This is a genomic window from Brevibacterium sp. LAARM3_SD1 (assembly GCF_057364765.1).
In genome coordinates this window covers 13,828-37,468 of the sequence record NZ_JBNFOL010000020.1, presented here as the reverse complement: position 1 = coordinate 37,468, position 23,641 = coordinate 13,828, and the positions used below count along the sequence as shown (strand labels likewise).

Sequence of the window (23,641 nt, the reverse complement as noted above, 5' to 3'; positions counted from 1 at the left end):
GAACCATGAACCCTCAACCGACCGACACCCAGGCGACCGGACCGAAGCTCGGATTCTTCACTCGCCTGCTCGAGGACGCCCCGGCAGCTCAGCGCTACCGCTTCGCCCTCGAACAGATCGAGACGGCCGAGGAGTTCGGCTTCCATTCGGCATGGGTCGCCCAGCACCACTTCTCCGCGGCAGAGGGCGGGCTGCCGTCCCCGCTCGTCTTCCTCTCCCATGCCGCCGCCCGCACCTCCCGAATCGACTTGGGCACCGCGATCATCACCCTGCCGATGGAGAATGCCGTGCGCGTGGCCGAAGACGCCGCCGTCCTCGACGAACTCTCCGCCGGTCGCCTCCAGATCGGTCTGGGCTCCGGCGGGAATCCGAAGTCCTTCCCAGCCTTCGGCACGAGCTTCGATGACCGTCGCGAGGTCTTCGCCGACAACCTCGCAACACTGCGCACCCTGTTCTCAGGCGACCGGCTTCCCACCGACCACAGTCTCTATCCCGTTCCCGACGCGGAGCGTCCGAGTCTCGAACGACGTCTGTGGCAGGCGACGTTCTCCGCCGGCGGTGCCGGTGCGGCCGGCGCTGCCGGTGACGGACTCATGCTCTCCAGGACTCAGCCGCGTCCCCAGGACAACCCGGCGGCACGCCTCGACGAGGTGCAGCTGCCGGTCATCGACACCTATCTCTCCCAGCTGCCGGACGGGGTCGAACCGCGGATCCTCGCTTCCCGCACCGCCGTGGTCGCCGATGCCGAAGACCTGCCCCGGCTGCGTGAGATCACCGAACCGGCTCTGCGGGCTGAGGCCGACCGCCTCGTCGGCTATGACACGTCCGGGCTGAGCCTCGATGAGCTCCTCATCGCCACCGACACCTACCTCGGCACGCCTGAGCAGGTCGTCGAGAGGCTGCACCATGACCGTGTCCTCGACCGGGTCACAGACGTCAGCTTCCAAGTGCATTCGGTACCGGCGACGAACGAGACCGCTCTGCGGTCGATCGAACTGCTCGCCACCGAGGTGGCCCCGGCCCTCGGGTTCTCCGTGACGAAGGAGCGGGTGCACTGAGATGGCCGATATCATCAACCTCCTCGCCGGAATCGCGGCGAATGATCCTCTCGATGGCCTGCGTGATCACCGGGCACAGGCGAAGGAGAATGCTCAGCTGAGCTTCGAGGCTCTGCTCGAACCCGCCGATCCGAAGGGCGTGAGCTTCCGCGACCGTTATGCGGTCGCCGCGTTCACCGCGGGTCTGCTCGGTTCGACTCGGGCCGAGGAGTTCTACCGTGATCTCCTGCGTGACGAAGACGAGTCCGTGTCCTGGGCGGTCGCCGAACTCCTCGACGAGGCGACCTCGCCTGCCGGCACAGCTGGTCCCTACGGAATCTTCGAATCCGCAGCGTTGGCTGAAGAGAACGTTCCCGGGCCGTGGCTGACTGCCGCCGAGGCGACGGCAGAGAGACTCGGTGAGAAGCTGACGGCAGGACTCGAATTCGCTCATCTTCTCGTTTTCCATCCGCGCGACAGCCGCCCGGGTCACCTCGCGCTTCTGCTCGAGGCGGGATGGGACGAGGACGGCATCGTCACTCTCGCCCAGCTCGTGTCGTTCCTCAACTTCCAGATCCGCATCAGCACCGGTCTCGCCGCGCTCACCGAGGCGGCCTCCGCGACCGCGGATGCCCAACCGCACCAGGTGGACCGGTCAGAGGGCGAATCCGCGAACGAGACGGACGGGGCCGACGACAGCCCCGCCTCGGCGAGAGTCGAAGAGGCACTGCAGGCCGTCGGCGATCGGGTGAAGACGTATCCGAATCTCCACCGTCCGAAGCTGTTCCAGCAAGGTGGGCTCGGGTGGGTGCCGTGGATCGCTCCCGTCGCCGAGGCGGACCTCAGCGATGACCAACGGGATGCCCTGATCGAGGCGGGACGGGCGAAGAACCCGTACTTCCGGCTGCTGGCGAGGGATCCTTCCGCGCTCAAGGCACGGACGCTGACCGACTTCGACATCTTCTTCAACACCACCGACGGGCTCGGGCGGGCCGAACGCGAACTCGCCGCGACCGCGGCCTCGCGGCTCAATGGGTGCCTGTTCTGTGCGTCGGTCCACGCGGCTCGGGCCACCGAGGAATCCGGGCGTCGGGACGTCGTCCAACGCCTCCTCGACGAGGGAACCGGCACGAAGAGCCACCTCGGTGATCAGGTGTGGGATGCCGTCGTCGATGCCTCGGTGGCACTGACCCTGACCCCGCAGTCCTTCGGCGTCGCACACGTCGAGCAGCTGCGTGCGGCGGGTCTCGACGACGGCGACATCATCGACGCACTCAGCTGTGCCGCCTTCTTCAACTGGGCGAACCGACTGATGCTCTCCCTCGGCGAACCCGAGGTGCTGAAGTAGGCCTCAGCCGACGTCCATGAGCGTCGAGCGGATGATGAAGCGGTTTCCCGTCGGTGATTCGACGCTGAAGCCGCTCCCCCGTCCCGGCACCACATCGATCGTCAGATGCGTGTGCTTCCAATACTCGAATTGCTCCGTCGACATCCAGAAGTCCAGTCCGGCCTTCTCGGCATCATCGATGGGCAGGTCGAAGTGTCCGAGCAGCACATCGGCTTCCGAGGTGAGGAAGTCGCCTTCGGGGAAGCACATGGGCGACGAGCCGTCACAGCAGCCGCCGGACTGGTGGAACATGAGCTGTCCGTGTTTGTCGACGAGGTCGGCGAGCAGGTCGATGGCGGCCTGAGTCATCGCCACTCGCGATTTCTCTTCGCCCTCGATCGTCGGTGTCGATTCGAGAGCGGCTGTTTCGGCTGTTTCACTCATCAGTAGAATCCTTGTGCATTTTCGGAGTAGCTGACCAGCAGGTTCTTCGTCTGCTGGTAGTGGTCGAGCATCATCTTGTGGTTCTCACGTCCGATGCCCGAGGACTTGTATCCGCCGAACGCGGCGTGGGCCGGGTAGGCGTGGTAGTTGTTCACCCAGACGCGACCGGCCTGGATGTCGCGTCCGGCTCGGTAGGCGGTGTTGCCAGTGCGGGCCCAGACGCCGGCACCGAGGCCGTAGAGCGTGTCATTGGCTGTGGCGATCGCGTCGTCGTAGTCGGAGAACGAGGTCAGGGCCACGACGGGTCCGAAGATCTCCTCCTGGAAGATGCGCATCTTGTTCGTGCCCTTGAAGATCGTCGGCTGGATGTAGAAGCCGCCGGCAAGGTCACCGTCGAGTTCGGCTTTGTCGCCGCCGATGAGCACCTCGGCGCCTTCATCCTTGCCGATCTTCAGATAGGACATGATCTTCTCGAACTGGTCGTTCGAGGCCTGTGCGCCGACCTGGGTGTCGGTGTCGAGCGGGTTGCCCTGCTTGATCGACCGGACGCGTTCGACACCGGCGGCGACGAAGTCGTCGAAGATCGACTCCTGGACGAGTGCGCGAGACGGGCAGGTGCAGACCTCGCCCTGGTTGAGAGCGAACATCGCGAAGCCCTCAAGTGCCTTGTCCCGGTAGCTGTCGTCGGCGGCCATGACGTCGTCGAAGAAGATGTTCGGCGACTTGCCGCCGAGTTCCAGGGTGACCGGGATGATGTTCTGCGAGGCGTACTGCATGATCAGGCGGCCAGTCGTCGTCTCGCCGGTGAACGCGATCTTGCGGATGCGTTTGTTCGACGCCAGCGGTTTGCCGGCTTCGACGCCGAATCCGTTGATGATGTTGAGGACGCCCGGAGGCAGCAGGTCGCCGATGAGTTCGGCGAGGACGAGGATCGATGCCGGGGTCTGCTCGGCCGGTTTGAGCACCACGCAGTTGCCTGCGGCGAGCGCCGGAGCGAGCTTCCACGTGGCCATGAGCAGGGGGAAGTTCCAGGGAATGATCTGTCCGACCACGCCGAGGGGCTCATGGAAGTGGTAGGCGACGGTGTCGTCGTCGATCTGGGAGATGCCGCCTTCCTGCGCCCTGATGGCGGAGGCGAAGTAGCGGAAGTGGTCGACGGCCAGCGGCAGGTCTGCGGCCAGCGGCTCGCGGATTCCCTTGCCGTTGTCCCAGGTTTCGGCGACGGCGAGCATTTCGAGGTTGGATTCGATGCGATCGGCGATCTTGAGCAGGATGTTCGACCGTTCGGCGACCGAGGTCTTGCCCCAGGCCGGTGCCGCAGCCCATGCGGCATCGAGCGCGGTCTCGACATCGTCAGCGGTTGAGCTGGGGATCTCGGTGAAAGCCTGCCCGGTGACGGGAGTGATGTTCTCGAAGTAGTTGCCGTCCTTCGGCGGCACCCACTCTCCTCCGATGTAGTTCTCATAACGGGGCTTGAACGTGACAAGCGCACCGTCGGTACCGGGTGCTGAGTAGACTGCCATGACACTCCTTCGTGTGAGTCCATCCACCCCACAACACATGCCTCGTCCGATGGCGGTCGGAGGCGCGGAGCGGATATGTCCGTGTCCTCTCACCCTAAGCCGGAACCGGGGTGCGGACAATAGCCGTTGAGGGAGTTCGGAGGCTGGTCGCCGAAGGCTAGGACGGAGGCTCACGGATCGACGATGGCACCATTTGGCGGGAGAGCTCCGCCGAAGCGAATCGGCACAGCGTCGGCGCGGGCGAGGTCAAGACTGCTGATCGCCTGAACATGAAGATGAGGTTCAGTGCTGTTGCCTGAGTTTCCGCATCGCCCGAGCCTCTCACCTATCCGGACAGTCTGTCCGACCTGGACTCGAACGCTTCCCTGCTGGAAGTGGCAGAGTGCCACTACGATGGCACCGGTTCGGATCATGACGTGATTCCCGGCGAGCGCGAGCCATCCGGCCTCAACTCGTCTGCGTTGAGTCATCGCATAGCCGAGCGAAGGTAGACCACGGTACGCAGGATGATCGGTCACTGCGTCGTGGATGGCAACAACGGTGCCGGCGATAGGAGCGAGCACGCTGCGGCCGAAACCTATGAACTGCTCCGGCGGTTCCGGGCGAATCAGCGAGGCGAACCCGAAGGCGGCCGACCGGCCTGAGTCATCGACCGGTACGAAGTCGATCGCGTACGAGGTCGCGAATCGGGTTGTTCCATGGCTGGGCACCTGATCTGCGGGGCTGTTCTGGACCAGCCAGCGACCGGTGAAGGGGTAGTCGAGATCGAGAGCTTCAGCTGACATCTCCGCCGTCGCCGCATTCCGCATCCGAATGTTTCGCCGCGTCAACGAATATGTCGCGCAGCTGTTCCAGTGAATCGAGTCTCAGATCGGCAAGCTCTGCTTCAGGACGATGCCGCTGAATATGTGCCCATGGGCCTCTCATCAGGAAAACTGTCCGAACGCTCATTGAGTTGGCCGGTGCAATGTCGTTGTCGAGTCGATCGCCGACATAGAGAATCTCGCTTTCAGGCACTGTTGCAGCATCGATCACCCGAGCAAAGAACTCTCTCGACGGCTTCTTCACTCCCCATTCGGACGAAGACGCTATGAAGTCTACGGTGAGCCTCATGCTACTCAGACGTCGGGCGAGTCCAGCAGGCTGATTTCCGGCGATTCCCACTCTCATGCCCGTCGCCCGAATGGTCTCAATGCAGTCGATTGCGTCGGGATACAGATCGACAGGATCAGTTTGAGTCAGTTCAGCGGGTGGACGTAGTCCCAGCTCAGCCCAGATCCCACTGTGATCGTCTCCTCGTTCGATCAGCGCCCCAAGCACAGCGAAGAAACTCAACGACGTCACTCCGGCACGTGCGCATGATCGGTCCACATTCGAGTCTCGTCGATAAGAGTCTCACCGACGTCGAAGACTACGGCCCGGACGTTGGCTCTCCAGAAGTCATTCATCACTCGGCCCCCGGATCGGTGTCGAATACTCGATCATGTCGCGGAGTCTGCCACCGATTGCCTGGTGCCCCACGACCAGCTGACCGCGGAGGTATCCTCCACGCTCGGCCGTGCGAAGAGACGGGATGTTCCAGGGCTCGATATACAGATCGATGCGCAGGACCTCAGGAATCGACAGACCGAATTCTGTCAGCGCTGAAAGGGCGTCTGTTGCGTACCCGCAGCCTCTATCGGAGGGCACGATGGCATAGCCGGCGGTCGCGCGACCTGTGTCGAGAGCTTTCAGCCACAGACCGCAGTGGCCGACGGCATAATCATCGTCTTGGCGCGCGATGGCGAATGAGAACCCCCGGCCTTCTGCGTGGCGGCCCTGCTGTCGTCGGACCCAAAAACTCGCTTCCGCTTTGCTTGCATTGCCTGGCAACGAACCGGTCAACGGCACGTATGGGTCCGTCGACAGCTTTCGTGCCATGTCGACGTCACGCCGTTCGACCGGGCGCAACTGTATCGCCCCATGGGCTGGAGGAATTCGGGGCCAATTCGGCAGTGTCATACCAAAGGCTTCACCAGGACAGGCAGGGTGTGTCCGCTCCCCACAGGTCGGTCTCCTCCAGAGGCAGGAAGCCCATCTTCTCGTAGAAGTGACGGGTCCGCGCATAGTTCGGATCGTCCTTCGACGGTCCGAGGGTCTTCACCTCGAGCAGTTTCACCCCACGGGCAAGCACATCCTCGGTGATGGCCTCGATCATCGCAGTCCCGACGCCCCGCCGTGGACGGACGGTCGACGACGGTGAAATGGATTTCGTTGGTCTGCCGAACCATTCCAGCACGGTCGCGAGCAGCCGTTCCACTTCCTTAGGCACGGCCTCGTCGCGCTGAGCCCTCCAGTCGGCTTCAGTCATGGGCTCCACCCTAGACTCCGCATCGATGCTTCGGTACCCCGTTGCTAGACTCAGCCCCATGAGCGAGCCCGAATCCCCCGTCCTCCGACTGATCCCGTATCTCGCGGCAATCACCGCAGCCATCTTCGTCGTGCTGCCCCGTCTCGGCGGTGACGGGAACCTGCTCATGAGCCTCGTGTTCGCGGCAGTCGCCTATTTCGGCGCCTATTTCATCGTCAAGCTCATCATCCACGCCCTCGTCACCCGACTCGGTTCCGACCACCACGACGACCACGACTGACAGTCGGCCAGCCGCTCCTACTTCTTCGCCTGCGCCGGGACGACGACCTTGCGGATGATGATGAGCGCCGAGGCGGCCACCGGCACCGCGACCACCGCACCGAGCACACCGCCGAGGGTTCCGCCGGCGATCGCGGCGATGATGACGAGGGCGCCGGGCACGTCGACGGCCTTGTTCATGATCCGCGGGCTGAGCAGATACGCCTCGACCTGCATGTACACGAGGTAGTAGATTCCGGCTGTGATGCCCAGCCCGGGCGAGACCATCAGGCAGGAAGCGGTGATGATGATCGCCCCGGTGATCGGGCCGACCAGGGGAATGAGCGAGGCGAGGAACGCCACGAACGCCAACAGCGCCGGCAGCGGGGCGCCGATGATGGTGAGGAAGATCGCCGAGCATACGCCGTTGATGACACCCAAGGACACCTGACCGAGGACGTAGCGTCCGATGGATCGGGTGACCTCCTCGGTGACGGACTCGACCGTCGGCCGCGATGAGGCCGCGACCAGGGAGAGCATCGCGGATTTGATCGTCGGCATGGACACGGCGAAGTAGATGGTGAGGATGACGACGATGATCACCCCGGTGAGGAAGCTGAGGATTCCCGCCCCGATCGACACGACGCCGCCGCCGAGGGAGAGCACATTCTTCGGATCCGAGGCCCACTCCGAGATGTTGGCGAACACCGCATCGATGTCGATCGCGCCGGTGAATTGCTCTTCGAGCTCCGTCACCCACCCGGTCGTGGCAAGGTTCGCCACGATCCCGGGCAGATCCGCGACGAACGTCTGGATCTGGCTGATCACGGCCGGCGCGATGAGCAGTGCGACGCCGACGACGATGAGGATGAATGCCACGACGACGATGAGCACCGACAGCGACCGCGGAACCTTGCGGTCGACGAGCCACTGCACGATCGGTTCGAGCCCGAGCGCGAGGAACAGTGCCAGACCGATGTAGATGATCACGGTCGCCACGGACTGCAGTGCCGTCATCACCACGATCGCCAGCCCGACGCCCAGGGCGCCAGTGAAGCCGAGCCGGAACGCGCTGTTGAGTGTGAGGGACTTGCCCTGCCCAGTGCCCATGGAATCCAGTGTAACCAGCGATCATGCACTGGCCGGTCGACTCACGTTAGGATCGGAGCGAACCCCCACCCGCTTCAGAAAGTGAATCGTCGAGAAAATGAGCGCAGATCCGAACAGCATCGATGTCTGGGAAGCGTTCCTCGACCCGCAGACCGACTATTCGCTGCCCGACTTCGCCGCAGTCACCCCGGAGACCCTGCTGACCGCGGTTCACACGGCGACCGATTTCGCCCGCGCCGAGGTGGCTGCCATCATCGCCGACGACGCCGAGTCCACGTTCTTCTCCACCACCGTGAGATTCGAATCCGCGTCCGTGCCGATGACCCGCATCGCCTCCGTGGCAGCAGCCATCGAGTCGAATCATCTGCGTCCCGAACTCACCGACGCCATCTCTGAGACCTGGGAGCTCCTGTCGGCCACCGAGACCGAGATCCTGCTGAACGTCGACCTCTTCCACCGCATCGAGCAGGTCTCGGTCTCCGACCTCAACCCCGAGGACAAGCGCCAGCAGGAACTGACCATCGATCAGTTCGTGCGTGCGGGCGCCCGCCTCGGCGAGGACGAACGTGAGCAGATGGCCACGATCGCGGCCGAACTGACCACTTTGGAGAACTCCTTCTCCCGCGCGCTGCAGCTCGATACGCGCGAGTTGGCCGTCCACCTCAGTGAGGCCGATTCCCTGGCCGGGATGAACGACGATCAGATCGCGGCAGCGGCGAATCGTGCCGCCGAACGCGGCGTCGACGGCTACCTGCTGCCGCTGAACAACTTCACCCAACAGGGCGTGCTCGAATCCCTGAGCACAGCACAGACGCGTCGGCATGTGCTGAACAACTCGATGGCCCGTGGATCCCGCGGCGGCGACGGCGACACCCGCACCCAGGTCGCCGACACCACGGCGCTGCGTGCGCTGAAGGCGCATCTTCTCGGATACCCTTCCTACTCGTCCTTCGCCATCGACAATCAGACGGCCGGCGACCCCGATGCCGCTGCCGATATCGTCTCCTCGCTCATCAATCCCGCGAATGCCCAACTCGATGAGGAACTTGCGCAGGTCAAGGAGCGCTACGGCCTCGAGACGGTCGCGTCCGAAGACGTCAAGTACTACCTTGCGAAGTTCCGCGCCGACGAATTCGGCATCGACCCCGACGAGGTGGCCAAGTACTTCGAGTTCGACTCCGTCCTCACCGAAGGTGTCTTCCGAGCCGCCACAGGACTGTACGGAATCACCTTCTCTCCGTACGAGGGCGTCACCGCCTGGCACGAGGACGTCCGAGTCTATGAGGTCACCGACGTCAACGAACGTCACCTGGGACTCGTCCTCATCGACCCGTACTCGAGGGATACGAAGCGCGGCGGAGCCTGGATGGACCAGTTGGTTCCGGCCTCCCGGCTGACCGGGCTGCTGCCGGTCGTCACCCTCTCGCTCAACCTCGCCAAACCCGGTCCGGGCCGGCCCACTCTGCTCAATCCGACCGAGCTGACGACGTTCTTCCACGAATTCGGCCACGTCCTCCACGGGCTCTTCGCGAACTCCACCTACCCGTCGACGCCGGCACCGCCGTCCCCCGCGACTACGTTGAATTCCCATCCCAGCTCAACGAAATGTGGCGCTTCCACCCGCAGGTCCTCCCCCACTTCGCCAAGCACGTCGACACGGGTGAGCCGATGCCGGCCGAACTCGTCGACGCGCTCATCGCCTCGGAGAAGTTCGGCCAGGGCTTCGACACGATCGAGTATCTTGCCGCTGCCATGCTCGACCTGTCCTGGCATTCGCTCGAGGCCGGGGAGCACATCACCGAAGTCCTGTCCTTCGAATCGGAGGTGCTCGCCGCGGCCGGCTTCTCGCCGCTCGTTCCGCCGCGCTACCGGTCGACGTACTTCGGGCACATCTTCGCCTCCGGGTATGCCGCCGGCTACTACTCCTACCTCTACTCCGAAGTCATCGCCGCCTGGGTGAGCGAATGGTTCGAGGACCAAGGCGGACTCAATCGGGAGGCCGGCGATGCCTTCCGCGAAGCCATCCTCGCCCCCGGCTATTCGGTCGACCCGATGGCAGCGATCGAACGCTTCTTCGGCACCCGCCCGGATGTCGCTCCCCTGCTGCGCCGTCGCGGTCTCGCCGAACCGGTGACCGAGGTCGACGACGAGGACGAGGAGGCAACGGCCGAGACCGAGCCCGGAGCCGCCTCGGCGAGATGGGATCATCCCAACCACGAGGCGGTCGCCGCCGATCTCTCGGCCGCCGGGATCGACCCGCGCATCGAGATCTTCGACGGCTCGACGCCGACGGCGGCCGCGGCGGCCGAAGCCCTGGGCATCGAGGTCGGAGCGATCGCGAACAGCCTCATCTTCTCCTCCGGCGGTGAACCCGTACTCATCATGGCCTCGGGCGCTCACCGGGTCGACACCACGCATGTCGCCGAACTCATCGGCGTCGACTCCCTCGACCGGGCGTCGAAGGAACTCGTCCGCGAGGCCACGGGACAGGTCATCGGCGGGGTCGCTCCCTGCGGTCATCCGGGGCCGATTCCGACCTATGTCGATGTGTCGCTGAAGGACTATCCTGTTCTCTGGGCCGGCGCGGGGACACCGAATTCGATGGTGCCTCTGACGTACGAGCAGCTGCTCACGGTCACCGGAGGAAAGGAAATCACCGTTGGCGCAGAAGAGTCCTGAGTCTGGGCGTTCCGAGTCTGAGTCTGGGCAGCCGGATCGCACCACCGATCCGGCGCACACCACCACCTCGGCTGCACGATTCGCAGCTTTCGCTTCCTCCCGGGGCCGCTACTACGCGGTCTTCCTCGCCGTGTTCTGCACGGTGCTCATCATCTCGAACATCTCGGCCACGAAGGTCATCGGCTTCGGTCCGATCGTCACCGACGGCGGCGCGTTCCTCTTCCCCATCGCCTACATCCTCGGCGATGTGATCAGCGAGGTCTACGGCTTCAAAGCCGCTCGCAAGGCCGTGATCACCGGATTCGCCCTGCAGATCCTGGCCACTTTCGTCTTCTGGCTCGTACTCATCTCGCCTCCGGGGCCCGGTTACGAGAACCAGGACGCCTTCGCCGCCGTGCTCGGCTTCTACCCGCGCATCGTCGCGGCTTCCCTCGTCGGCTACTTCGTCGGCCAGCTGCTCAACTCGTGGGTGCTCGTGGCGGTGAAGAAGCGCATGGGCGAATCGAAGCTGTGGGTGCGGCTGCTCACGTCGACCGGTGTCGGCGAGTTCGTCGACACGCTGCTGTTCTGCATCATCGCCTTCGCCGGTGTCATCCCGGGGCTCGACTTCCTCAACTACATCGTCGTCGGCTTCGTCTACAAGGTCGCGGTCGAGATCATCTTCCTGCCTGTGACCTATCGGGTCATCAAGCTCGTCAAACGCCACGAACCCAGCTACGAACTCGACGCGGCTGAAGCGTAGATTTCAATGACGCCTTAGCCGACCGGCGCGCGTTCGCGAACTGATGCACCGGACGCACAACGGCCGGCCCCGAACGGAAAGCGATTGCCGACGAGTGTGATCGAGTTTTGTCCCCGGCCGACATCGACTTCTGATCAGGTCATCGGGATAGAACTCGATGTGCTGATCAGAAGTCGATGACTGACCGGTACGGGCCGGCGGGCGACCGCAGTGGCTGCCGGAAGCGCGCCTACTTCTTCGCGTAGTAGCGGCCGAGGACCTCGGTTTCGAGCTCGTCGAAGCGGCCGTCGATCATCGACTGCCGGATCTCATCGACGAGCGAGACGACGAAGTGCTCGTTGTGGATCGTACACAGGGTGGAGAAGAGCATCTCCTTCGCCTTGTACAGATGCCGCAGATACGCCCGTGAATAGTTCTGGCACGTATAGCACGAGCAGTCGGGATCGAGCGGACCGAAATCGCGGCGATACTTCGCGCCGGTGAGGTTGAACCGGCCGTCGCGGGTATAGATCGCGGCGTTGCGGGCCACGCGGGAGGGCGAGACGCAGTCGAAGGTGTCCGCACCGGTCTTGATCGCTTCGAACAGGTCGTCGGGTTCGGAGATGCCCAGCAGGTGCCGCGGCTTGTTCTCCGGCAGCTCCTCGCACACCCAGCGGATGATGATGCCGAGGTTCTCCTTCTCCAGCGCACCGCCGATGCCGAAGCCGTCGAAGTCCATGGCGCCGAGGTCTCGAGCGGCCTTGCGCCGCAGATCCTCGTACTGCGCACCCTGCAGCACCCCGAAGAGCGCCTGATAGGGCCGGTGCGAACGCTCCTCGGTGAGGCGGAAGTGCTCCTCGATGCAGCGGATCGCCCACAGTCGGGTCCTCTCCAGGGATTCCTCCTGGTAGCCGCGGGTGTTGACCAGCGTGGTCAGCTCGTCGAAGGCGAACATGATGTCTGCGCCGAGTTCGTGCTGCACGCGCATCGAGATCTCCGGGGTGAAGCGGTGCATCGACCCGTCGAGATGCGACTTGAACGTCACCCCGTCGTCGTCGACGTTCGACAGGCGCTCCTTGCCGACGGCGACAAGTTCGTCGTTCTGCTCGCCTGTCGACTCCATCGAGATGACTTTTTTGAATCCCGAGCCCAGGCTCATCACCTGGAATCCGCCCGAGTCGGTGAAGGTCGGTCCCGGCCAGTTCATGAACCTGCCCAGACCGCCGGCCTCGTCGATGAGGTCCGACCCCGGCTGCAGGTAGAGGTGGTAGGCGTTCGAGAGCACCGCCTGACCGCCGAGTTCGGCGACCTCGTCGGGGCGCACAGCTTTGACCGTGGCCTTCGTCCCGACCGGGATGAACGCCGGGGTCCGGATATCGCCGTGCGGGGTGTGGATGACCCCGGTGCGTCCGCCCGTGTCCATGCGGGTGCCCACCTCGAATCCGAAGTTCGATCGGTCGTTGATGGGTGCGGTCTCGAATGCCGCCGAAGTTTCGTCTGCAGTCACCAGACAAGCTTAACTAAGTCCATGACATTCACCCAGATGCTCACATTCGCCGAGGCGACCGCCCCCATCGTCATCGACGGCGGTCTGGGCAGCGCCGCCGAGGATCGCGGCATCGACCTCGACCACGCCCTGTGGTCGGCTGAACTCATCCGCCGTGATCCGGACACCCTGCAGGCAATCCACGCCGCGTTCGCTGATTCCGGAGCACGGATACTCACGACAGCGAGCTACCAGGCGACGCCGCTCGGGTTCGCTGAGGCGGGAATCGGCACCGCGGAAGGCAGCCGGATCATCGCGGAAAGCGTGAGAGTCGCACGCAGTGCCGCAGAACGCCGAGACGTTCCCGTCGCCGGTTCCGTCGGCCCCTTTGGCGCAGCTCTGGGCGACGGCGCCGAATATACGGGCAGCTATCACCGGAGTCCTGAGGAATACACCGCCTTCCATCGTCCGCGCATCGACACCCTCGCCGAGGCGGGAGCGGACCTGCTCGCCATCGAAACCCAGCCGCGCCTCGACGAGATCGCAGCGATCATCGACCTGGCAGACGAGACCGGTCTCCCTTCCTGGGTGACCGTGACTCTACAGACCGGCACGGACACGAGCTCCCCGACCCTGCCCGACGGCAGCACCTTGGCGGAGTTCGCGGAGGCGGCGGCCGCCTCGGCGAGAGTGCAGGCGATCGGGGTCAACTGTGTGCGTCCATCTCTCGTCACTCCGGCTCTGAAAGAACTGTCCCGGCACACGGACCTGCCGCTCATCGCCTATCCGAACTCGGGCGAGATCTACGATGCGGCCACTCTGACCTGGCGCGACGGTGCGGAAGCCGGCGTCGGTTCGTGGCCGGTGGCGGAGTGGGGCCGCCTCGGTGCGCGGATCATCGGCGGCTGCTGTCGGGTGCGTCCGGAGGACATCGCCGCACTGACGGAGCGGACCCGAGCCTGAGTTCTCAGGCCCGAGCGCTCACGAGGTCCGGATAGAACTTCTCGGCGACGTTCGGGTGGGAGCGCAGCCGGGAGAGGAAGGCGTTCTCGCCGTACACGGCGTGCAGAGCGTCGCGTTCGTCCTGAGTCACACCGCGGGCATCGGCGGCGAGTTCGGCGGGCAAGTCGACCTCGGGCAGACGAGCGTTCAGAGCCGGGTTGAAGAAGAACGGGATGGAGATGCGGTCCTGCCCGGGTCCGGTCGGCAGGACACGGTGGACGGTGGCCTTGAGGTAGCCGTTCGTGGCGACTTCGAGGAGTTTGCCGATGTTGACGACGAAGGTGTTCTCGATCGGATCCGCATCGATCCAACCGTCATCGGTGAGCACCTGCAGGCCGGTGGTGCCCGGCTGCGGGTAGAGCAGGGTGAGCGTGCCGGCGTCCCGGTGTTCGCCCACGCCCTGGGTGACGGACTCGGATTCGGCTTCGGGGTAGCGGACGATCTTGATGAAGGATTCGGCATCCTCGGCGAAGGCGGACGCGAAATGATCGCCCGCCTGACCGAGGCTCAGCGCCCACTGTTCGAGGAGACGAGCGCCGACCTCGCTCAGCTGCCCGTGCCAGGATTCCGTGGCCTCGCGCAGCTCGGGCAGCGATTCCGGGTACTGGTTGGGGCCGGTGAGGTGGTCGAAGTCGTTGACCGGCTCGGCCACGGGTGCGCGTTCGGGGCCGATATCGATCTGCTCCCGCCAGTCGACGCGCCCCTGGGTGCGTTCGCCTCCGGTGCGGGTGTAGCCGCGGAAGTGCGGAGAGTTCGTGTTCTCGATCGCGAGCTTCTCGGCCTCGGGCAGAGCGAAGAAGCGATCGGCGACATCGATGATGCGGGTGAAGTCGGCGTCGGGGATTCCGTGGCCGGTGAGGTAGAAGAAGCCGATCTCATGGGTGATACGGCGCAGGTCTGCACGGAACGCCTCGGCGGTCGCGGGGTCTTCGGCCAGGCTGAGGTCGAGGATGGGGAGCTGGGTGATGGTCATGTCACAGACGATAGGCACGTCCGCCGTCGAGGCAGCGGCGATCCGTCATCGTGCGCAACACTCCGTCATACCTGCTTGAATAGTCGGGTGACTCATTTCTATCGCCCGTCCGAAGGCCACCGTCTGCCGCACGACCCCTTCAACGCCATCGTCGCGCCGCGGCCCATCGGCTGGATCGGCACAGTCGATGCCGAGGGCCGCCGCAATCTCGCGCCCTATTCGTTCTTCAATGCGCTGAACTACTCTCCACCGCTCGTGGGCTTCTCCAGCAACGCGTGGAAGGACACCGTTGCCAACTGCCGGGAGACCGGGGAGTTCACCTGGAACCTCGTCACTCGGACCCTCGCCGAGGCGATGAACGCCACGTCGACCACCGCGAAAGTCGACGAGTTCTCCACCGCAGGAATCGAGGAGGCCGAGTCCGTGGAGATCTCTGCGCCACGCGTGGCAGCCTCACCGGCGACCTTCGAATGCCGAGTCACCCAGATCATCGACCTGCGCACCGCGGACGGGGAGAGCTCCGGCTCATGGTTCACCGTGGGCGAAGTGGTGGGAGTCCATCTCGACGAATCCCTGCTCACCGACGGGATCGTCGACACAGCCGCCGCCGATCCGGTGCTGCGCGGCGGCGGACCGACCGCCTACTTCGGGATCAGCTCGGATCAGCGCTTCGACATGCGTCGGCCGGGCTGAGTTCGGTCACCCGAGGTCTCAGCCGAGCATCTTCCCCGGGTTGAGGATCCCCAACGGATCGACAGCCGCCTTGATCGAGGTCTGCAGCGCCCGCGCACCCGCATCGAGTTCGCGCACCAGCCAGTCCTTCTTCAGATACCCGACGCCGTGCTCACCCGTGATCGTCCCACCCAGGTCGAGCCCCAGCTGCATGATCTCAGCGAACGTCTCCTTCGCCTCGGCCACACTCGCCGGATCGTGAGCATCGAAGAGCACACTCGGATGCATGTTCCCATCCCCGGCATGCCCGGCCGTGGACACCTCCACCGAATGCCGGGCCGCGATCTCGTCCAACCTGGCGAAGAACTCGCCGAGGCGGGACCGAGGAACGCACACATCATCGATGAGCTCTCCCCCACCAAGCCCCGACACGTACTTCTCCATCGCCGGAGACACCGCCCGACGAGCCGCGACCAACATCTCCGAATCCGCCGGATCATCGGAGAAGAACACCTCATCGGCGCCCTGCGCCCTGGCGATCGCCTCGAACGATTCCAGCTCGGTCACACCGGCCTGCCCCGGAGCATCCGACTGCACCAACAACAGCGCACCGGCCCCGTCGGGCAGACCGAAATCCCCATACGCGTTGATCATGCCGACCGTCGCCCCATCCATGAGCTCCAACATCGACGGGCCGCCCCGGAAGCCATGAACTCCGTCACCGTACGCCCGGCCGACTCCATATCGGGAAAGATCCCGACCCCGGTCACCGGCGGCGCCAACAGCGGTTTGAGCCCGAGCGTGATCTCGACGATGACACCCAGAGTGCCCTCGGACCCGACGAACAGACCGGCCAGGTCGAGACCGGCCACCCCCTTCGCCGTCTGCCGACCCAACCGGGTCACTGTCCCGTCGGCGAGGACCACGGTCAGACCGCGCACGTAGTCTCGCGTCACCCCGTATTTCACACAGCACATGCCGCCGGCGTTCGTCGCGACGTTCCCGCCGATCGTCGAGATCGCCACCGACCCCGGATCCGCGGATACGACAGACCATGCTCGGCCAGCGCGGTCTTGAGGTCCTGGTTGATGACTCCGGGCTGGACCCGGCAGGTCTGGTCGACCTCGTCGATATCGACGATCGCATTCAGCTTCGCGACGTTGAGCAGGATCGCGCCGTCCGTGGCGTTCGCCGCCCCCGACAGTCCCGTCCTGGCACCCTGAGTAACCACCGGGATCCGATGCGCGGTAGCGAACCGCATCACCGCGACCACATCATCGACGTCGGCAGCACGAACGAGCGCCGAGGCGGTCCCCGCCGGACAGAACAGGGCTTTGTCCGACGAGTAGGAGTCGATGACATCCCGATCGGTGACCAGGGCGCCCGAGCTCAGTTCGGCCGCAAGTCCGTCCAGTTCCGTGCCCACCGTCGTCTCCGCGCTCATCGTCACAGGGACGCGGCGACCTTGAGCACACGGTCGAGTGCCTCATCGGGTCCGATGCTCACGCGCACGCCGCCCTGCAGTCGACGCACGGCCACGGCCTGCTTCGCGCACTCGCCTTCGAAGGCGACGGCCGCCTCGGGGTCGAGCGCAATCCACACATAGTTGCCCTGCGCGTCGGGCACGGACAGACCCAGCTCCCGCAGATCGTGAGCGAACCGGTCGCGCACCGCGGCGACTTCCTTGGCGCGCACGGCCACCTCGTCGACGCGTGCCAGGGATTCCCGGGCGGCGGCCTGGGCACCGGCGGTGACGGAGAACGGGGCGATGACCTGTCGCATCGCCGAGGCGATCTCGGCGTCGGCGATGCCGTAGCCCACGCGCAGACCTGCCAGGCCGTGCGCCTTCGAGAAGGTGCGGGCGAGCACGAGGTTCGAGTGCTTGCGGTAGGCGGCTAGGGAGTCGGCGGCCTCGGTGGCGAATTCGAGGTACGCCTCGTCGAGGACGACGATGACGGACTCGGGCACCTCGGCGAGCAATCCCTCGAGTTCGGCATCGGTGATCGTCGGACCGGTCGGATTGTTCGGCGAGCACAGCAGCACGAGGCGGGTCGTGTCATCGATCGCCGCGGCCAGCCCGGCGAAGTCGTGCCGACCGTCTTCCAGCAGAGCGACGGGGCGTTTCTCCGCGCCCCGCGCCGAGGCGAGGATCGGGTACATCTCGAACGACGGCCACGGATAGACCACGGACGTGCCCGCTTCGAGGGTGATGTTCGTCAGCGCTGTGAGGACCTCGGAGCGGCCCGGCGCGGGACCACCTCGGCGGGTTCGACATCGAGGTGGGAGGCGATATCGGCCACGAGCGCGGCTGCGGTGGGATCGGGGTAGTTCCCCGGAATCGCCGAGGCGGATGCCACCGATTCGACGACACCCGGCAGCGGCGGCAGGTGGTTCTCGTTCGACGACAGTTTGTACGGGGTCAGGCCGGGGGATGCGACGGGAGGCTTGCCGGGAACGTAGGGAGGGAATTCGGCGAGCGCGTCACGGAGCTGGAAACGTTTGGACATGTGCCCATAGTTGCATATCTTGTGGCGGGCAACACAGACTGTCTTGCCAAAGCGTCCGAATGGTCGGATAAAGGCGAGCAGGGCGGACGTCCATCCGCTGTGAGAATGCTCTCGCGGCGCTTCGTTCCCTCCTCCCGGGTTACAGGTGGGCCGATGCCGGAGAGTACCCTGAGAGACGAATACATGTAGTCAGAGACGAGGAATGAGAGTCCAAATGCCCTCACCGCAGGAAAAAGTCGACGTCGTCTTGATCGGCGGCGGCATCATGAGCGCCACTCTGGGCGCCATGCTGACCGAACTTCAGCCCGATTGGGACATCCGTGTCTACGAGAAGCTCGACTATGTGGCAACGGAGAGCTCCGACCCCTGGAACAACGCCGGCACCGGCCACGCCGCACTCTGCGAACTCAACTACACCCCCGAGGACTCCAACGGTCGGATCGACCTAGAAAAGGCCTCGAACATCAACCAGCAGTTCCACCACTCGCGCCAGTACTGGTCGCACCTCGTCGACACCGGTGTCATCACCGATCCGACGACCTTCATCAATCCCATCGCCCACGTCAGCTACGGACGCGGCGACAAGGGACGTGACTACATCAAGAACCGCTACGAGACGATGGTGCGCAATCCGCTGTTCGCGGACATGGAATACACCGAGGACGCGGACACTCAGGCCGAATGGCTGCCGCTGATGTTCTCCGGCCGCGGTCCCGGGCAGGTCAACGGCATCTCGCGCATCAAGCAGGGCACCGACGTCGACTTCGGCTCTCTGTCGTCTCAGCTGCTCAGCTACGTCGCCGCCAAGGGCGCGACCGTGCGCACCAGCCACCAGGTCACCGACCTCGACCGTTCCTCGGACGGCTGGACTCTCACCGTGAAGGATCTGCTCTCGCACGAGACCCACCAGGTGGGCGCGAAGTTCGTCTTCGTCGGCGCCGGCGGCGGTGCACTGCCGCTGCTGCAGAAGTCCGGCATCCCGGAGGGACGCGGCTACGGCGGCTTCCCGGTCTCCGGCTACTTCCTGCGCACCGCGAACCAGGATCTCGTCGCCCGCCACCAGGCGAAGGTGTACGGCCAGGCCGCTCAGGATGCTCCCCCGATGTCGGTGCCGCACCTCGACACCCGTGTCGTCGACGGCCAGGACTACCTGATGTTCGGCCCCTACGCCGGCTTCTCGCCGAAGTTCCTCAAGAAGGGCCGCTTCACCGATCTGCCGCTGTCCGTGCGCGGAAACAACATCGGCACGATGCTCAATGTCGCCAAGGACAACACGGACCTCGTCACGTACCTCCTCGGTGAGCTCGCCGCAACGAAGAAGGCCCGCTTCGAGGCCCTGCAGACCTTCATCCCCTCCGTCGACCCCGCCGACTGGGAACTCATCCAGGCCGGTCAGCGCGTGCAGGTGATGAAGAAGGATCCGAAGAAGGGCGGCGTCCTCCAGTTCGGCACCGAACTCATCTCGTCCGCCGACGGTTCGCTGGCAACCCTGCTCGGTGCTTCACCGGGTGCCTCGACCGCGGTGCCGATCATGATCGAACTGCTCAAGACCTGCTTCCCGCGCGAGTTCGCGGGCTGGGAGAAGCGCTTCAAGGACATGATCCCGTCGCTCGGCCGCGACCTCGTCGATGACGAGACGCTGCTCAAGGAGGTCTCCGAGTACACCTCGCGGACCCTGCAGCTCATCTGAGTGGACTGACGCACTCAGGCGACTGACATACAGGAGAAGCGGCTGTCCGGAATCCTTTCCGGCCAGCCGCTTCTTACGTTCGCTCAGGAGTTCGGAGCGTCGAGAAGCTCAGAGCTCGACCTGGCGGTTGACGTCCTTGTACAGCAGGTAGCGGAAGCGTCCGGGCCCTCCGGCATAGCAGGCCTGCGGGCAGAAGGCGCGCATGGAGATGAAGTCGCCCTCCTGCACCTCGACCCAGTCGCCGTTGAGACGGTAGACGGCCTTGCCCTCGAGCACGTAGAGGCCGTGCTCCATCTCGTGGGTCTCCGCGAACGGGATGACCGCTCCGGCTTCGAAGGTGACGATGTTGACGTGCATGTCGTAGGCGAGGTCGTCCGGGTCGAGCGGGCGGGTCGTGCGCCAGCGTCCGTCGGTTCCGGGCATCGGCGACGGTTCGACATCGGCTTCGTTGCCGAACTTCGCCTCAGGAGTCAGTCCCGCCACGGGCTGGTAGCGTTTGCGCACCCAGTGGAAGCGGGCCGCCTCGGCGCCGGTGGACGTCGCCGACCACGTCGATCCGGCGGGCAGGAACGCGAACCCACCCGGAGTCAGCGTATGCGCGGTGCCCTCATGGGTGACCTCGAGCGTTCCGGCCATGACGAAGAGGAACCCTTCGACCTCGGGCTGCGGTTCCGGCGCCTGCGAGCCGCCGCCGGGTGCGACTTCGAGGATCGTCTGCGAGAACGTCACCGCTCCCCCGGCCACGGGCTTGCTCAGCACCCACGACCGGGTCCCGGTCCACTCGGGCAGGTTCGAGGTGACGATATCGCGCATCACTCCGCGCGGGATGACCGTGTAGGCCTCGGTCACCAACGCGCGGTCGGTGAGCAGATCGGACTGCGGCGGGTGGCCGCCGGTCGGGGCCCAGTAGGTGTACGGGTCGGTCGTCGTCATGTGCGGGGTCTCCTTCGGTCGGTGGTCGTCTGCTCAGTCGAGCGAGCCGGTGCGGGCGAGCTGCCCGAGTTGGGTGAGGCTGAGGTTCGTCCGCGAGGTCACGAACTCCTCGGTGTGGGCGCCGCAGACGAGCCCCCGGTCGAGGTAGCGGGCGAGCGCCTTTGCGGTGGCGGGTTCGTCGAGGACGGTCGAATCTGCCTTGAACACGTAGTCGTGCAGGCGCTGAGCCGCCCGTGCCCCGCCTTCGCGGTAGAAGGCGAAGGTCGCCAGGAACCGGGTCGGCAGCTGGTGCGGGTGCAGGTCCCAGCCCTGGTAGATCCCCCGCTTGAGGTGGCGGCGGACGAGGCCGGCGTGCAGCGCCCACGCATGGTGGACCTCTGCGGGTTCGCCGAGCGGGAGGATGTTCGTCGACCCGTCGGAGAGGTGGACTCCGGTGCCGGCGACGGCGAGCATCATCTGGTTCTTCGCAAAGTCCGCGACCGGATGGTCCATCGCCTGGTAGGCCGCGGCCACGCCCATCGACGCCGAATAGTCATACGTTCCGTAGTGCAGCGAAGTCACGCGTCCGGCCCCGGCCTGCAGGGACGCCGCCAGTGGCACGGTGCCGTCGGCGGCGAGGACGATCTGCGGGGTCTCGACCTGGATCTCGAACGTGATCGTCCCCTCGCCGAGGCTGTGCTCGGCTTCCAGCGCCCGAGCGGCGAGCACCATCGCCCTCACCTGATCGACGGTGCTGACCTTCGGGAGGGTGAGCACGAGGTTCTCCGGCAGTCGGCCGCCAGCCTTGATGAGCTCCGACAGGAACAGATCGAGGGTGCGCAGGCCGCGCTCCCGGGTCGCCTTCTCCATGCATTTGAACCGGATGCCGACGAAGCCGGGGGCGCCCTTCTCGGTGCGACCGGCCACCGCATCGCGGGCGGCCTGGACGACCCACCGGTCCTCGGTCTCATCGCCCTGATCGCCGAATCCGTCTTCGAAGTCCAGACGCAGATCCTCGATCGGTTCGCGTTCGAGCTTTGCGGTGACCGCCTCGGCGAGGAGTTCGGCCTCCCTGGCCACCTGGTGGATGCTGGCCCCCTGGCCGGGGATCGCGGGACCGGATTCCTTCCGGGCGGCGGTGATGACGCGTTCGGCCAGCTGCAGCATTCCGCCATGGGCCTCGACGCACTCGAGCGCCTGCTGTCCCCACTGATACGGCAGGTCCGCGCTCGTGCGGTGACCGGGGACGTAGACGGTGTGGACGGGTTGGCGGACGTCGCGTTCCCCGGGGTATGCGGTCGCCAGAAGCTCGTCTGTGTCCCCCAGCAGTGAGTCGATATCGGCCAGTGTTGATCGTTCCACTTTCACATTCTCTTTCTCTGCACGGGGTTCGACGGCGAGGCGGCGGTGCCGGGCCTGGCCTCATTGTCTCTCATTCACCACCGCCTGGCACGGAGGCTCTCTGGGGTTTCATAACGAGACCTCGGCGACCGCCTCGGCGACCTTCTTCGCGACTTCCGGGTCGAAGACGGAGGGGATGACGTAGCCGGGGTGGAGTTCGTCCTCGGGGATGCACGAGGCGATGGCGTCGGCCGCGGCGACCATGATGTTCTCGCCGACGTCCCGGGCTTCGGCGTCGAGGAGGCCGCGGAAGATTCCGGGGAACGCGAGCACGTTGTTGATCTGGTTCGGGAAGTCGCTGCGTCCGGTGGCCACGACGGCTGCGTGCTTCGCCGCCTCGGCTGGGTCGACCTCTGGGTCGGGGTTGGCCATGGCGAAGACGAGGGCGTCCGTGTTCATCGCCGCGATATCGTCCCCGTTCAGCACGTTCGGGGCGGAGACGCCGATGAATGCGTCGGCGCCGACGACGGCTTCCTTGAGGCTGCCTGCGAAGCCTTCGGGGTTCGTGTTCGCCTGCAGCCACTTCTTGTGGTCGGTGTCGACCGTCGAGTCCGGACCGATCGCCCCGTCGCGGCCGCAGGCGATGATGTTCACGGCTCCCGCGACCTGCAGGAGGCGGATGATGGCGTTGCCGGCCGCGCCGACTCCGGAGACGACGATGCGCAGGTCCTCGATCTTCTTGTCCACGACCTTCAGAGCGTTCTTCAGCGCGGCGAGGGTGACGACGCCAGTGCCGTGCTGGTCATCATGGAAGACGGGGATGTCGAGTTCCTCGCGCAGTCGGGCCTCGATCTCGAAGCAGCGCGGGGCCGCGATGTCCTCGAGGTTGATTCCGCCGTAGGCCGGGGCGATGGCCTTGCAGATGGCGATGATCTCCTCGGTGTCCTTCGTATCCAGGGCCACCGGCCACGCGTCGACGTCGGCGAACTGCTTGAACAGCACGGCCTTGCCCTCCATCACCGGCATGGCCGCTTCGGGGCCGATGTCGCCGAGGCCGAGCACCGCGGTGCCGTCGGTGACCACGGCGACGGTGTTGCGTTTGATCGTCAGCCGGCGCGCATCCTCTCTGTTCTCGGCGATCGCCTTGCACACGCGTGCCACACCGGGGGTGTAGGCGCGGGAGAGATCGTCGCGGTTGCGCAGAGGCACCTTCGGGGTGGATTCGAGCTTCCCGCCGAGGTGGAGGAGGAAGGTCCGGTCCGAGACCTTGTGGACCTCGACTCCGGTCAGTGCATTGAGGGCGTCGGAGACTTCGTCGGCGTGGGCGACATCGCGGGTGTCTGCGCTGACGTCGATGATGACCGAATGCGGGGTGGACTCGACGACGTCGAGGGCGGTGACCGACGCACCGGTGGCTGCGGCTGCGGCGACGAGGTCGGAGGTCGAGGCCTGACCGACCTCGGTGCCGACGCGCAGAGTGATGGAGTATCCGGGGCTGGTGGCGACCATGGGCAATATCCTCCTTGATATCGATTTTCCGTATTATGGATAATAACTTTTGCCTAGCGGAAACTCTAGTTGGTGTCAGTGAATTCGGAAAGTTTCTTCC

23 protein-coding genes and 2 pseudogenes are annotated in these 23,641 nt (G+C 65.2%); 9 read left to right on the top strand and 16 right to left on the bottom strand.

Features of this window, described 5'->3' with window-relative positions; translation table 11 throughout:
- Positions 1–5: 5 nt before the first annotated feature.
- Together AC2W7L_RS12010 and AC2W7L_RS12005 are read left to right on the top strand one after the other, a co-directional pair.
- The gene (locus AC2W7L_RS12010) at positions 6–1,058 is read left to right on the top strand and encodes a putative FMN-dependent luciferase-like monooxygenase (RefSeq protein ID WP_486004647.1); all 1,053 of its coding nucleotides are present in this window, start codon (positions 6–8) and stop codon (positions 1,056–1,058) included.
- Position 1,059: 1 nt separating this feature from the next.
- Positions 1,060–2,385 carry an alkylhydroperoxidase domain protein gene (locus tag AC2W7L_RS12005; protein WP_486004646.1) on the top strand — a complete coding sequence of 442 codons (1,326 nt, stop codon included), beginning with the start codon at positions 1,060–1,062 and terminating at the stop codon, positions 2,383–2,385.
- Positions 2,386–2,388: 3 nt separating this feature from the next.
- Here AC2W7L_RS12005 and AC2W7L_RS12000 read toward each other — a convergent pair whose 3' ends face one another.
- The 6 genes from AC2W7L_RS12000 to AC2W7L_RS11975 form a co-directional block, all read right to left on the bottom strand.
- On the bottom strand, positions 2,389–2,808 hold the full coding sequence (locus AC2W7L_RS12000) for a DUF779 domain-containing protein (RefSeq protein ID WP_139469337.1): 420 nt from the start codon (positions 2,806–2,808) through the stop codon (positions 2,389–2,391).
- Positions 2,808–4,331, bottom strand: a complete 1,524-nt coding sequence (exaC, locus tag AC2W7L_RS11995) for an acetaldehyde dehydrogenase ExaC (RefSeq protein ID WP_486004645.1) — start codon at positions 4,329–4,331, stop codon at positions 2,808–2,810. The genes AC2W7L_RS12000 and exaC overlap by 1 nt, the downstream gene beginning before the upstream one ends.
- Before the next feature lie 170 nt (positions 4,332–4,501).
- Complete coding sequence (locus AC2W7L_RS11990; RefSeq protein WP_486004644.1) at positions 4,502–5,116, bottom strand: M23 family metallopeptidase; 615 nt, start codon at positions 5,114–5,116, stop codon at positions 4,502–4,504.
- Entirely contained in the window at positions 5,106–5,666 is a 561-nt protein-coding gene (locus tag AC2W7L_RS11985; RefSeq protein WP_486004643.1) for an HAD family hydrolase, read from the bottom strand. The genes AC2W7L_RS11990 and AC2W7L_RS11985 overlap by 11 nt, the downstream gene beginning before the upstream one ends.
- 105 nt (positions 5,667–5,771) lie before the next feature.
- Entirely contained in the window at positions 5,772–6,332 is a 561-nt protein-coding gene (locus AC2W7L_RS11980; protein ID WP_486004642.1) for a GNAT family N-acetyltransferase, read from the bottom strand.
- Between the two features lie 10 nt (positions 6,333–6,342).
- Entirely contained in the window at positions 6,343–6,681 is a 339-nt protein-coding gene (locus tag AC2W7L_RS11975) for a GNAT family N-acetyltransferase (protein WP_486004641.1), read from the bottom strand.
- A gap of 58 nt (positions 6,682–6,739) precedes the next feature.
- On the opposite strand from AC2W7L_RS11975, the gene AC2W7L_RS11970 reads away from it, so the two are divergent.
- Complete coding sequence (locus AC2W7L_RS11970; protein WP_486004640.1) at positions 6,740–6,961, top strand: hypothetical protein; 222 nt, start codon at positions 6,740–6,742, stop codon at positions 6,959–6,961.
- Between the two features lie 17 nt (positions 6,962–6,978).
- Here the strand turns inward: AC2W7L_RS11970 and AC2W7L_RS11965 are convergent, their stop codons facing one another.
- Positions 6,979–8,049 (bottom strand): AI-2E family transporter, encoded by a 1,071-nt coding sequence (locus AC2W7L_RS11965; RefSeq protein ID WP_486004639.1) that lies wholly within the window; start codon positions 8,047–8,049, stop codon positions 6,979–6,981.
- Positions 8,050–8,146: 97 nt separating this feature from the next.
- On the opposite strand from AC2W7L_RS11965, the pseudogene AC2W7L_RS11960 reads away from it, so the two are divergent.
- From AC2W7L_RS11960 to AC2W7L_RS11950, 3 genes and pseudogenes are all read left to right on the top strand, one after another.
- A pseudogene (locus AC2W7L_RS11960) lies at positions 8,147–10,107 on the top strand (M3 family metallopeptidase); the annotation flags it as partial.
- Positions 10,102–10,728 (top strand): YbaK/EbsC family protein, encoded by a 627-nt coding sequence (locus AC2W7L_RS11955; protein ID WP_486004677.1) that lies wholly within the window; start codon positions 10,102–10,104, stop codon positions 10,726–10,728. The pseudogene AC2W7L_RS11960 and the gene AC2W7L_RS11955, both read left to right, overlap by 6 nt.
- Positions 10,709–11,470 carry a queuosine precursor transporter gene (locus tag AC2W7L_RS11950; RefSeq protein ID WP_486004638.1) on the top strand — a complete coding sequence of 254 codons (762 nt, stop codon included), beginning with the start codon at positions 10,709–10,711 and terminating at the stop codon, positions 11,468–11,470. The genes AC2W7L_RS11955 and AC2W7L_RS11950 overlap by 20 nt, the downstream gene beginning before the upstream one ends.
- A gap of 229 nt (positions 11,471–11,699) precedes the next feature.
- On the opposite strand, the gene tgt is transcribed toward AC2W7L_RS11950, so the two are convergent.
- Positions 11,700–12,956 (bottom strand): tRNA guanosine(34) transglycosylase Tgt, encoded by a 1,257-nt coding sequence (gene tgt / locus AC2W7L_RS11945; RefSeq protein ID WP_486004637.1) that lies wholly within the window; start codon positions 12,954–12,956, stop codon positions 11,700–11,702.
- 21 nt (positions 12,957–12,977) lie between these two features.
- Here tgt and mmuM point away from each other — a divergent pair, with 21 nt between their 5' ends.
- Positions 12,978–13,898: a homocysteine S-methyltransferase gene (gene mmuM, locus AC2W7L_RS11940; RefSeq protein WP_486004636.1), complete on the top strand. Its 921-nt coding sequence runs from the start codon at positions 12,978–12,980 to the stop codon at positions 13,896–13,898.
- Positions 13,899–13,902: 4 nt separating this feature from the next.
- Here mmuM and AC2W7L_RS11935 read toward each other — a convergent pair whose 3' ends face one another.
- Positions 13,903–14,910: an isopenicillin N synthase family dioxygenase gene (locus AC2W7L_RS11935; RefSeq protein ID WP_486004635.1), complete on the bottom strand. Its 1,008-nt coding sequence runs from the start codon at positions 14,908–14,910 to the stop codon at positions 13,903–13,905.
- Between the two features lie 87 nt (positions 14,911–14,997).
- Here AC2W7L_RS11935 and AC2W7L_RS11930 point away from each other — a divergent pair, with 87 nt between their 5' ends.
- Positions 14,998–15,603 carry a flavin reductase family protein gene (locus AC2W7L_RS11930; RefSeq protein WP_062244985.1) on the top strand — a complete coding sequence of 202 codons (606 nt, stop codon included), beginning with the start codon at positions 14,998–15,000 and terminating at the stop codon, positions 15,601–15,603.
- Between the two features lie 18 nt (positions 15,604–15,621).
- Here AC2W7L_RS11930 and AC2W7L_RS11925 read toward each other — a convergent pair whose 3' ends face one another.
- The 4 genes and pseudogenes from AC2W7L_RS11925 to AC2W7L_RS11910 all read right to left on the bottom strand — a co-directional run bounded on the left by AC2W7L_RS11925 (position 15,622) and on the right by AC2W7L_RS11910 (position 18,089).
- Positions 15,622–16,257, bottom strand: coding sequence for an FAD-binding oxidoreductase (locus tag AC2W7L_RS11925; RefSeq protein ID WP_486004634.1), 636 nt, complete (start codon positions 16,255–16,257; stop codon positions 15,622–15,624).
- A pseudogene (locus AC2W7L_RS11920) lies at positions 16,233–16,843 on the bottom strand (FAD-binding oxidoreductase). Before AC2W7L_RS11920 ends, AC2W7L_RS11925 begins: the two are co-directional and overlap by 25 nt.
- A 185-nt stretch (positions 16,844–17,028) precedes the next feature.
- On the bottom strand, positions 17,029–17,769 hold the full coding sequence (locus AC2W7L_RS11915) for a pyridoxal phosphate-dependent aminotransferase (RefSeq protein ID WP_486004633.1): 741 nt from the start codon (positions 17,767–17,769) through the stop codon (positions 17,029–17,031).
- A 29-nt stretch (positions 17,770–17,798) separates the two neighbouring features.
- On the bottom strand, positions 17,799–18,089 hold the full coding sequence (locus AC2W7L_RS11910) for a hypothetical protein (protein ID WP_486004632.1): 291 nt from the start codon (positions 18,087–18,089) through the stop codon (positions 17,799–17,801).
- Between the two features lie 214 nt (positions 18,090–18,303).
- On the opposite strand from AC2W7L_RS11910, the gene AC2W7L_RS11905 reads away from it, so the two are divergent.
- The gene (locus AC2W7L_RS11905) at positions 18,304–19,779 is read left to right on the top strand and encodes a malate:quinone oxidoreductase (RefSeq protein WP_486004631.1); all 1,476 of its coding nucleotides are present in this window, start codon (positions 18,304–18,306) and stop codon (positions 19,777–19,779) included.
- A 108-nt stretch (positions 19,780–19,887) separates the two neighbouring features.
- Here AC2W7L_RS11905 and AC2W7L_RS11900 read toward each other — a convergent pair whose 3' ends face one another.
- The 3 genes from AC2W7L_RS11900 to AC2W7L_RS11890 all read right to left on the bottom strand — a co-directional run bounded on the left by AC2W7L_RS11900 (position 19,888) and on the right by AC2W7L_RS11890 (position 23,541).
- The gene (locus AC2W7L_RS11900) at positions 19,888–20,712 is read right to left on the bottom strand and encodes a bifunctional allantoicase/(S)-ureidoglycine aminohydrolase (RefSeq protein ID WP_101547044.1); all 825 of its coding nucleotides are present in this window, start codon (positions 20,710–20,712) and stop codon (positions 19,888–19,890) included.
- Positions 20,713–20,745: 33 nt separating this feature from the next.
- Positions 20,746–22,053, bottom strand: coding sequence for a DUF6986 family protein (locus AC2W7L_RS11895; RefSeq protein WP_486004630.1), 1,308 nt, complete (start codon positions 22,051–22,053; stop codon positions 20,746–20,748).
- Positions 22,054–22,161: 108 nt separating this feature from the next.
- A complete protein-coding gene (locus AC2W7L_RS11890) occupies positions 22,162–23,541 on the bottom strand; it encodes an NAD-dependent malic enzyme (RefSeq protein ID WP_486004629.1) in 1,380 nt (459 codons plus the stop codon).
- Between the last annotated feature and the right edge of the window lie 100 nt (positions 23,542–23,641).

Coding starts and splice junctions, on each gene's coding strand:
- AC2W7L_RS12010 (WP_486004647.1), top strand. CDS start 6: ATGAACCCTCAACCGACCGACACCCAGGCGACCGGACCGAAGCTCGGA.
- AC2W7L_RS12005 (WP_486004646.1), top strand. CDS start 1,060: ATGGCCGATATCATCAACCTCCTCGCCGGAATCGCGGCGAATGATCCT.
- AC2W7L_RS12000 (WP_139469337.1), bottom strand. CDS start 2,808: ATGAGTGAAACAGCCGAAACAGCCGCTCTCGAATCGACACCGACGATC.
- exaC (WP_486004645.1), bottom strand. CDS start 4,331: ATGGCAGTCTACTCAGCACCCGGTACCGACGGTGCGCTTGTCACGTTC.
- AC2W7L_RS11990 (WP_486004644.1), bottom strand. CDS start 5,116: ATGTCAGCTGAAGCTCTCGATCTCGACTACCCCTTCACCGGTCGCTGG.
- AC2W7L_RS11980 (WP_486004642.1), bottom strand. CDS start 6,332: ATGACACTGCCGAATTGGCCCCGAATTCCTCCAGCCCATGGGGCGATA.
- AC2W7L_RS11975 (WP_486004641.1), bottom strand. CDS start 6,681: ATGACTGAAGCCGACTGGAGGGCTCAGCGCGACGAGGCCGTGCCTAAG.
- AC2W7L_RS11970 (WP_486004640.1), top strand. CDS start 6,740: ATGAGCGAGCCCGAATCCCCCGTCCTCCGACTGATCCCGTATCTCGCG.
- AC2W7L_RS11965 (WP_486004639.1), bottom strand. CDS start 8,049: ATGGGCACTGGGCAGGGCAAGTCCCTCACACTCAACAGCGCGTTCCGG.
- AC2W7L_RS11955 (WP_486004677.1), top strand. CDS start 10,102: ATGGCAGCGATCGAACGCTTCTTCGGCACCCGCCCGGATGTCGCTCCC.
- mmuM (WP_486004636.1), top strand. CDS start 12,978: ATGACATTCACCCAGATGCTCACATTCGCCGAGGCGACCGCCCCCATC.
- AC2W7L_RS11935 (WP_486004635.1), bottom strand. CDS start 14,910: ATGACCATCACCCAGCTCCCCATCCTCGACCTCAGCCTGGCCGAAGAC.
- AC2W7L_RS11925 (WP_486004634.1), bottom strand. CDS start 16,257: ATGGATGGGGCGACGGTCGGCATGATCAACGCGTATGGGGATTTCGGT.
- AC2W7L_RS11910 (WP_486004632.1), bottom strand. CDS start 18,089: ATGTCCAAACGTTTCCAGCTCCGTGACGCGCTCGCCGAATTCCCTCCC.
- AC2W7L_RS11905 (WP_486004631.1), top strand. CDS start 18,304: ATGCCCTCACCGCAGGAAAAAGTCGACGTCGTCTTGATCGGCGGCGGC.
- AC2W7L_RS11900 (WP_101547044.1), bottom strand. CDS start 20,712: ATGACGACGACCGACCCGTACACCTACTGGGCCCCGACCGGCGGCCAC.
- AC2W7L_RS11890 (WP_486004629.1), bottom strand. CDS start 23,541: ATGGTCGCCACCAGCCCCGGATACTCCATCACTCTGCGCGTCGGCACC.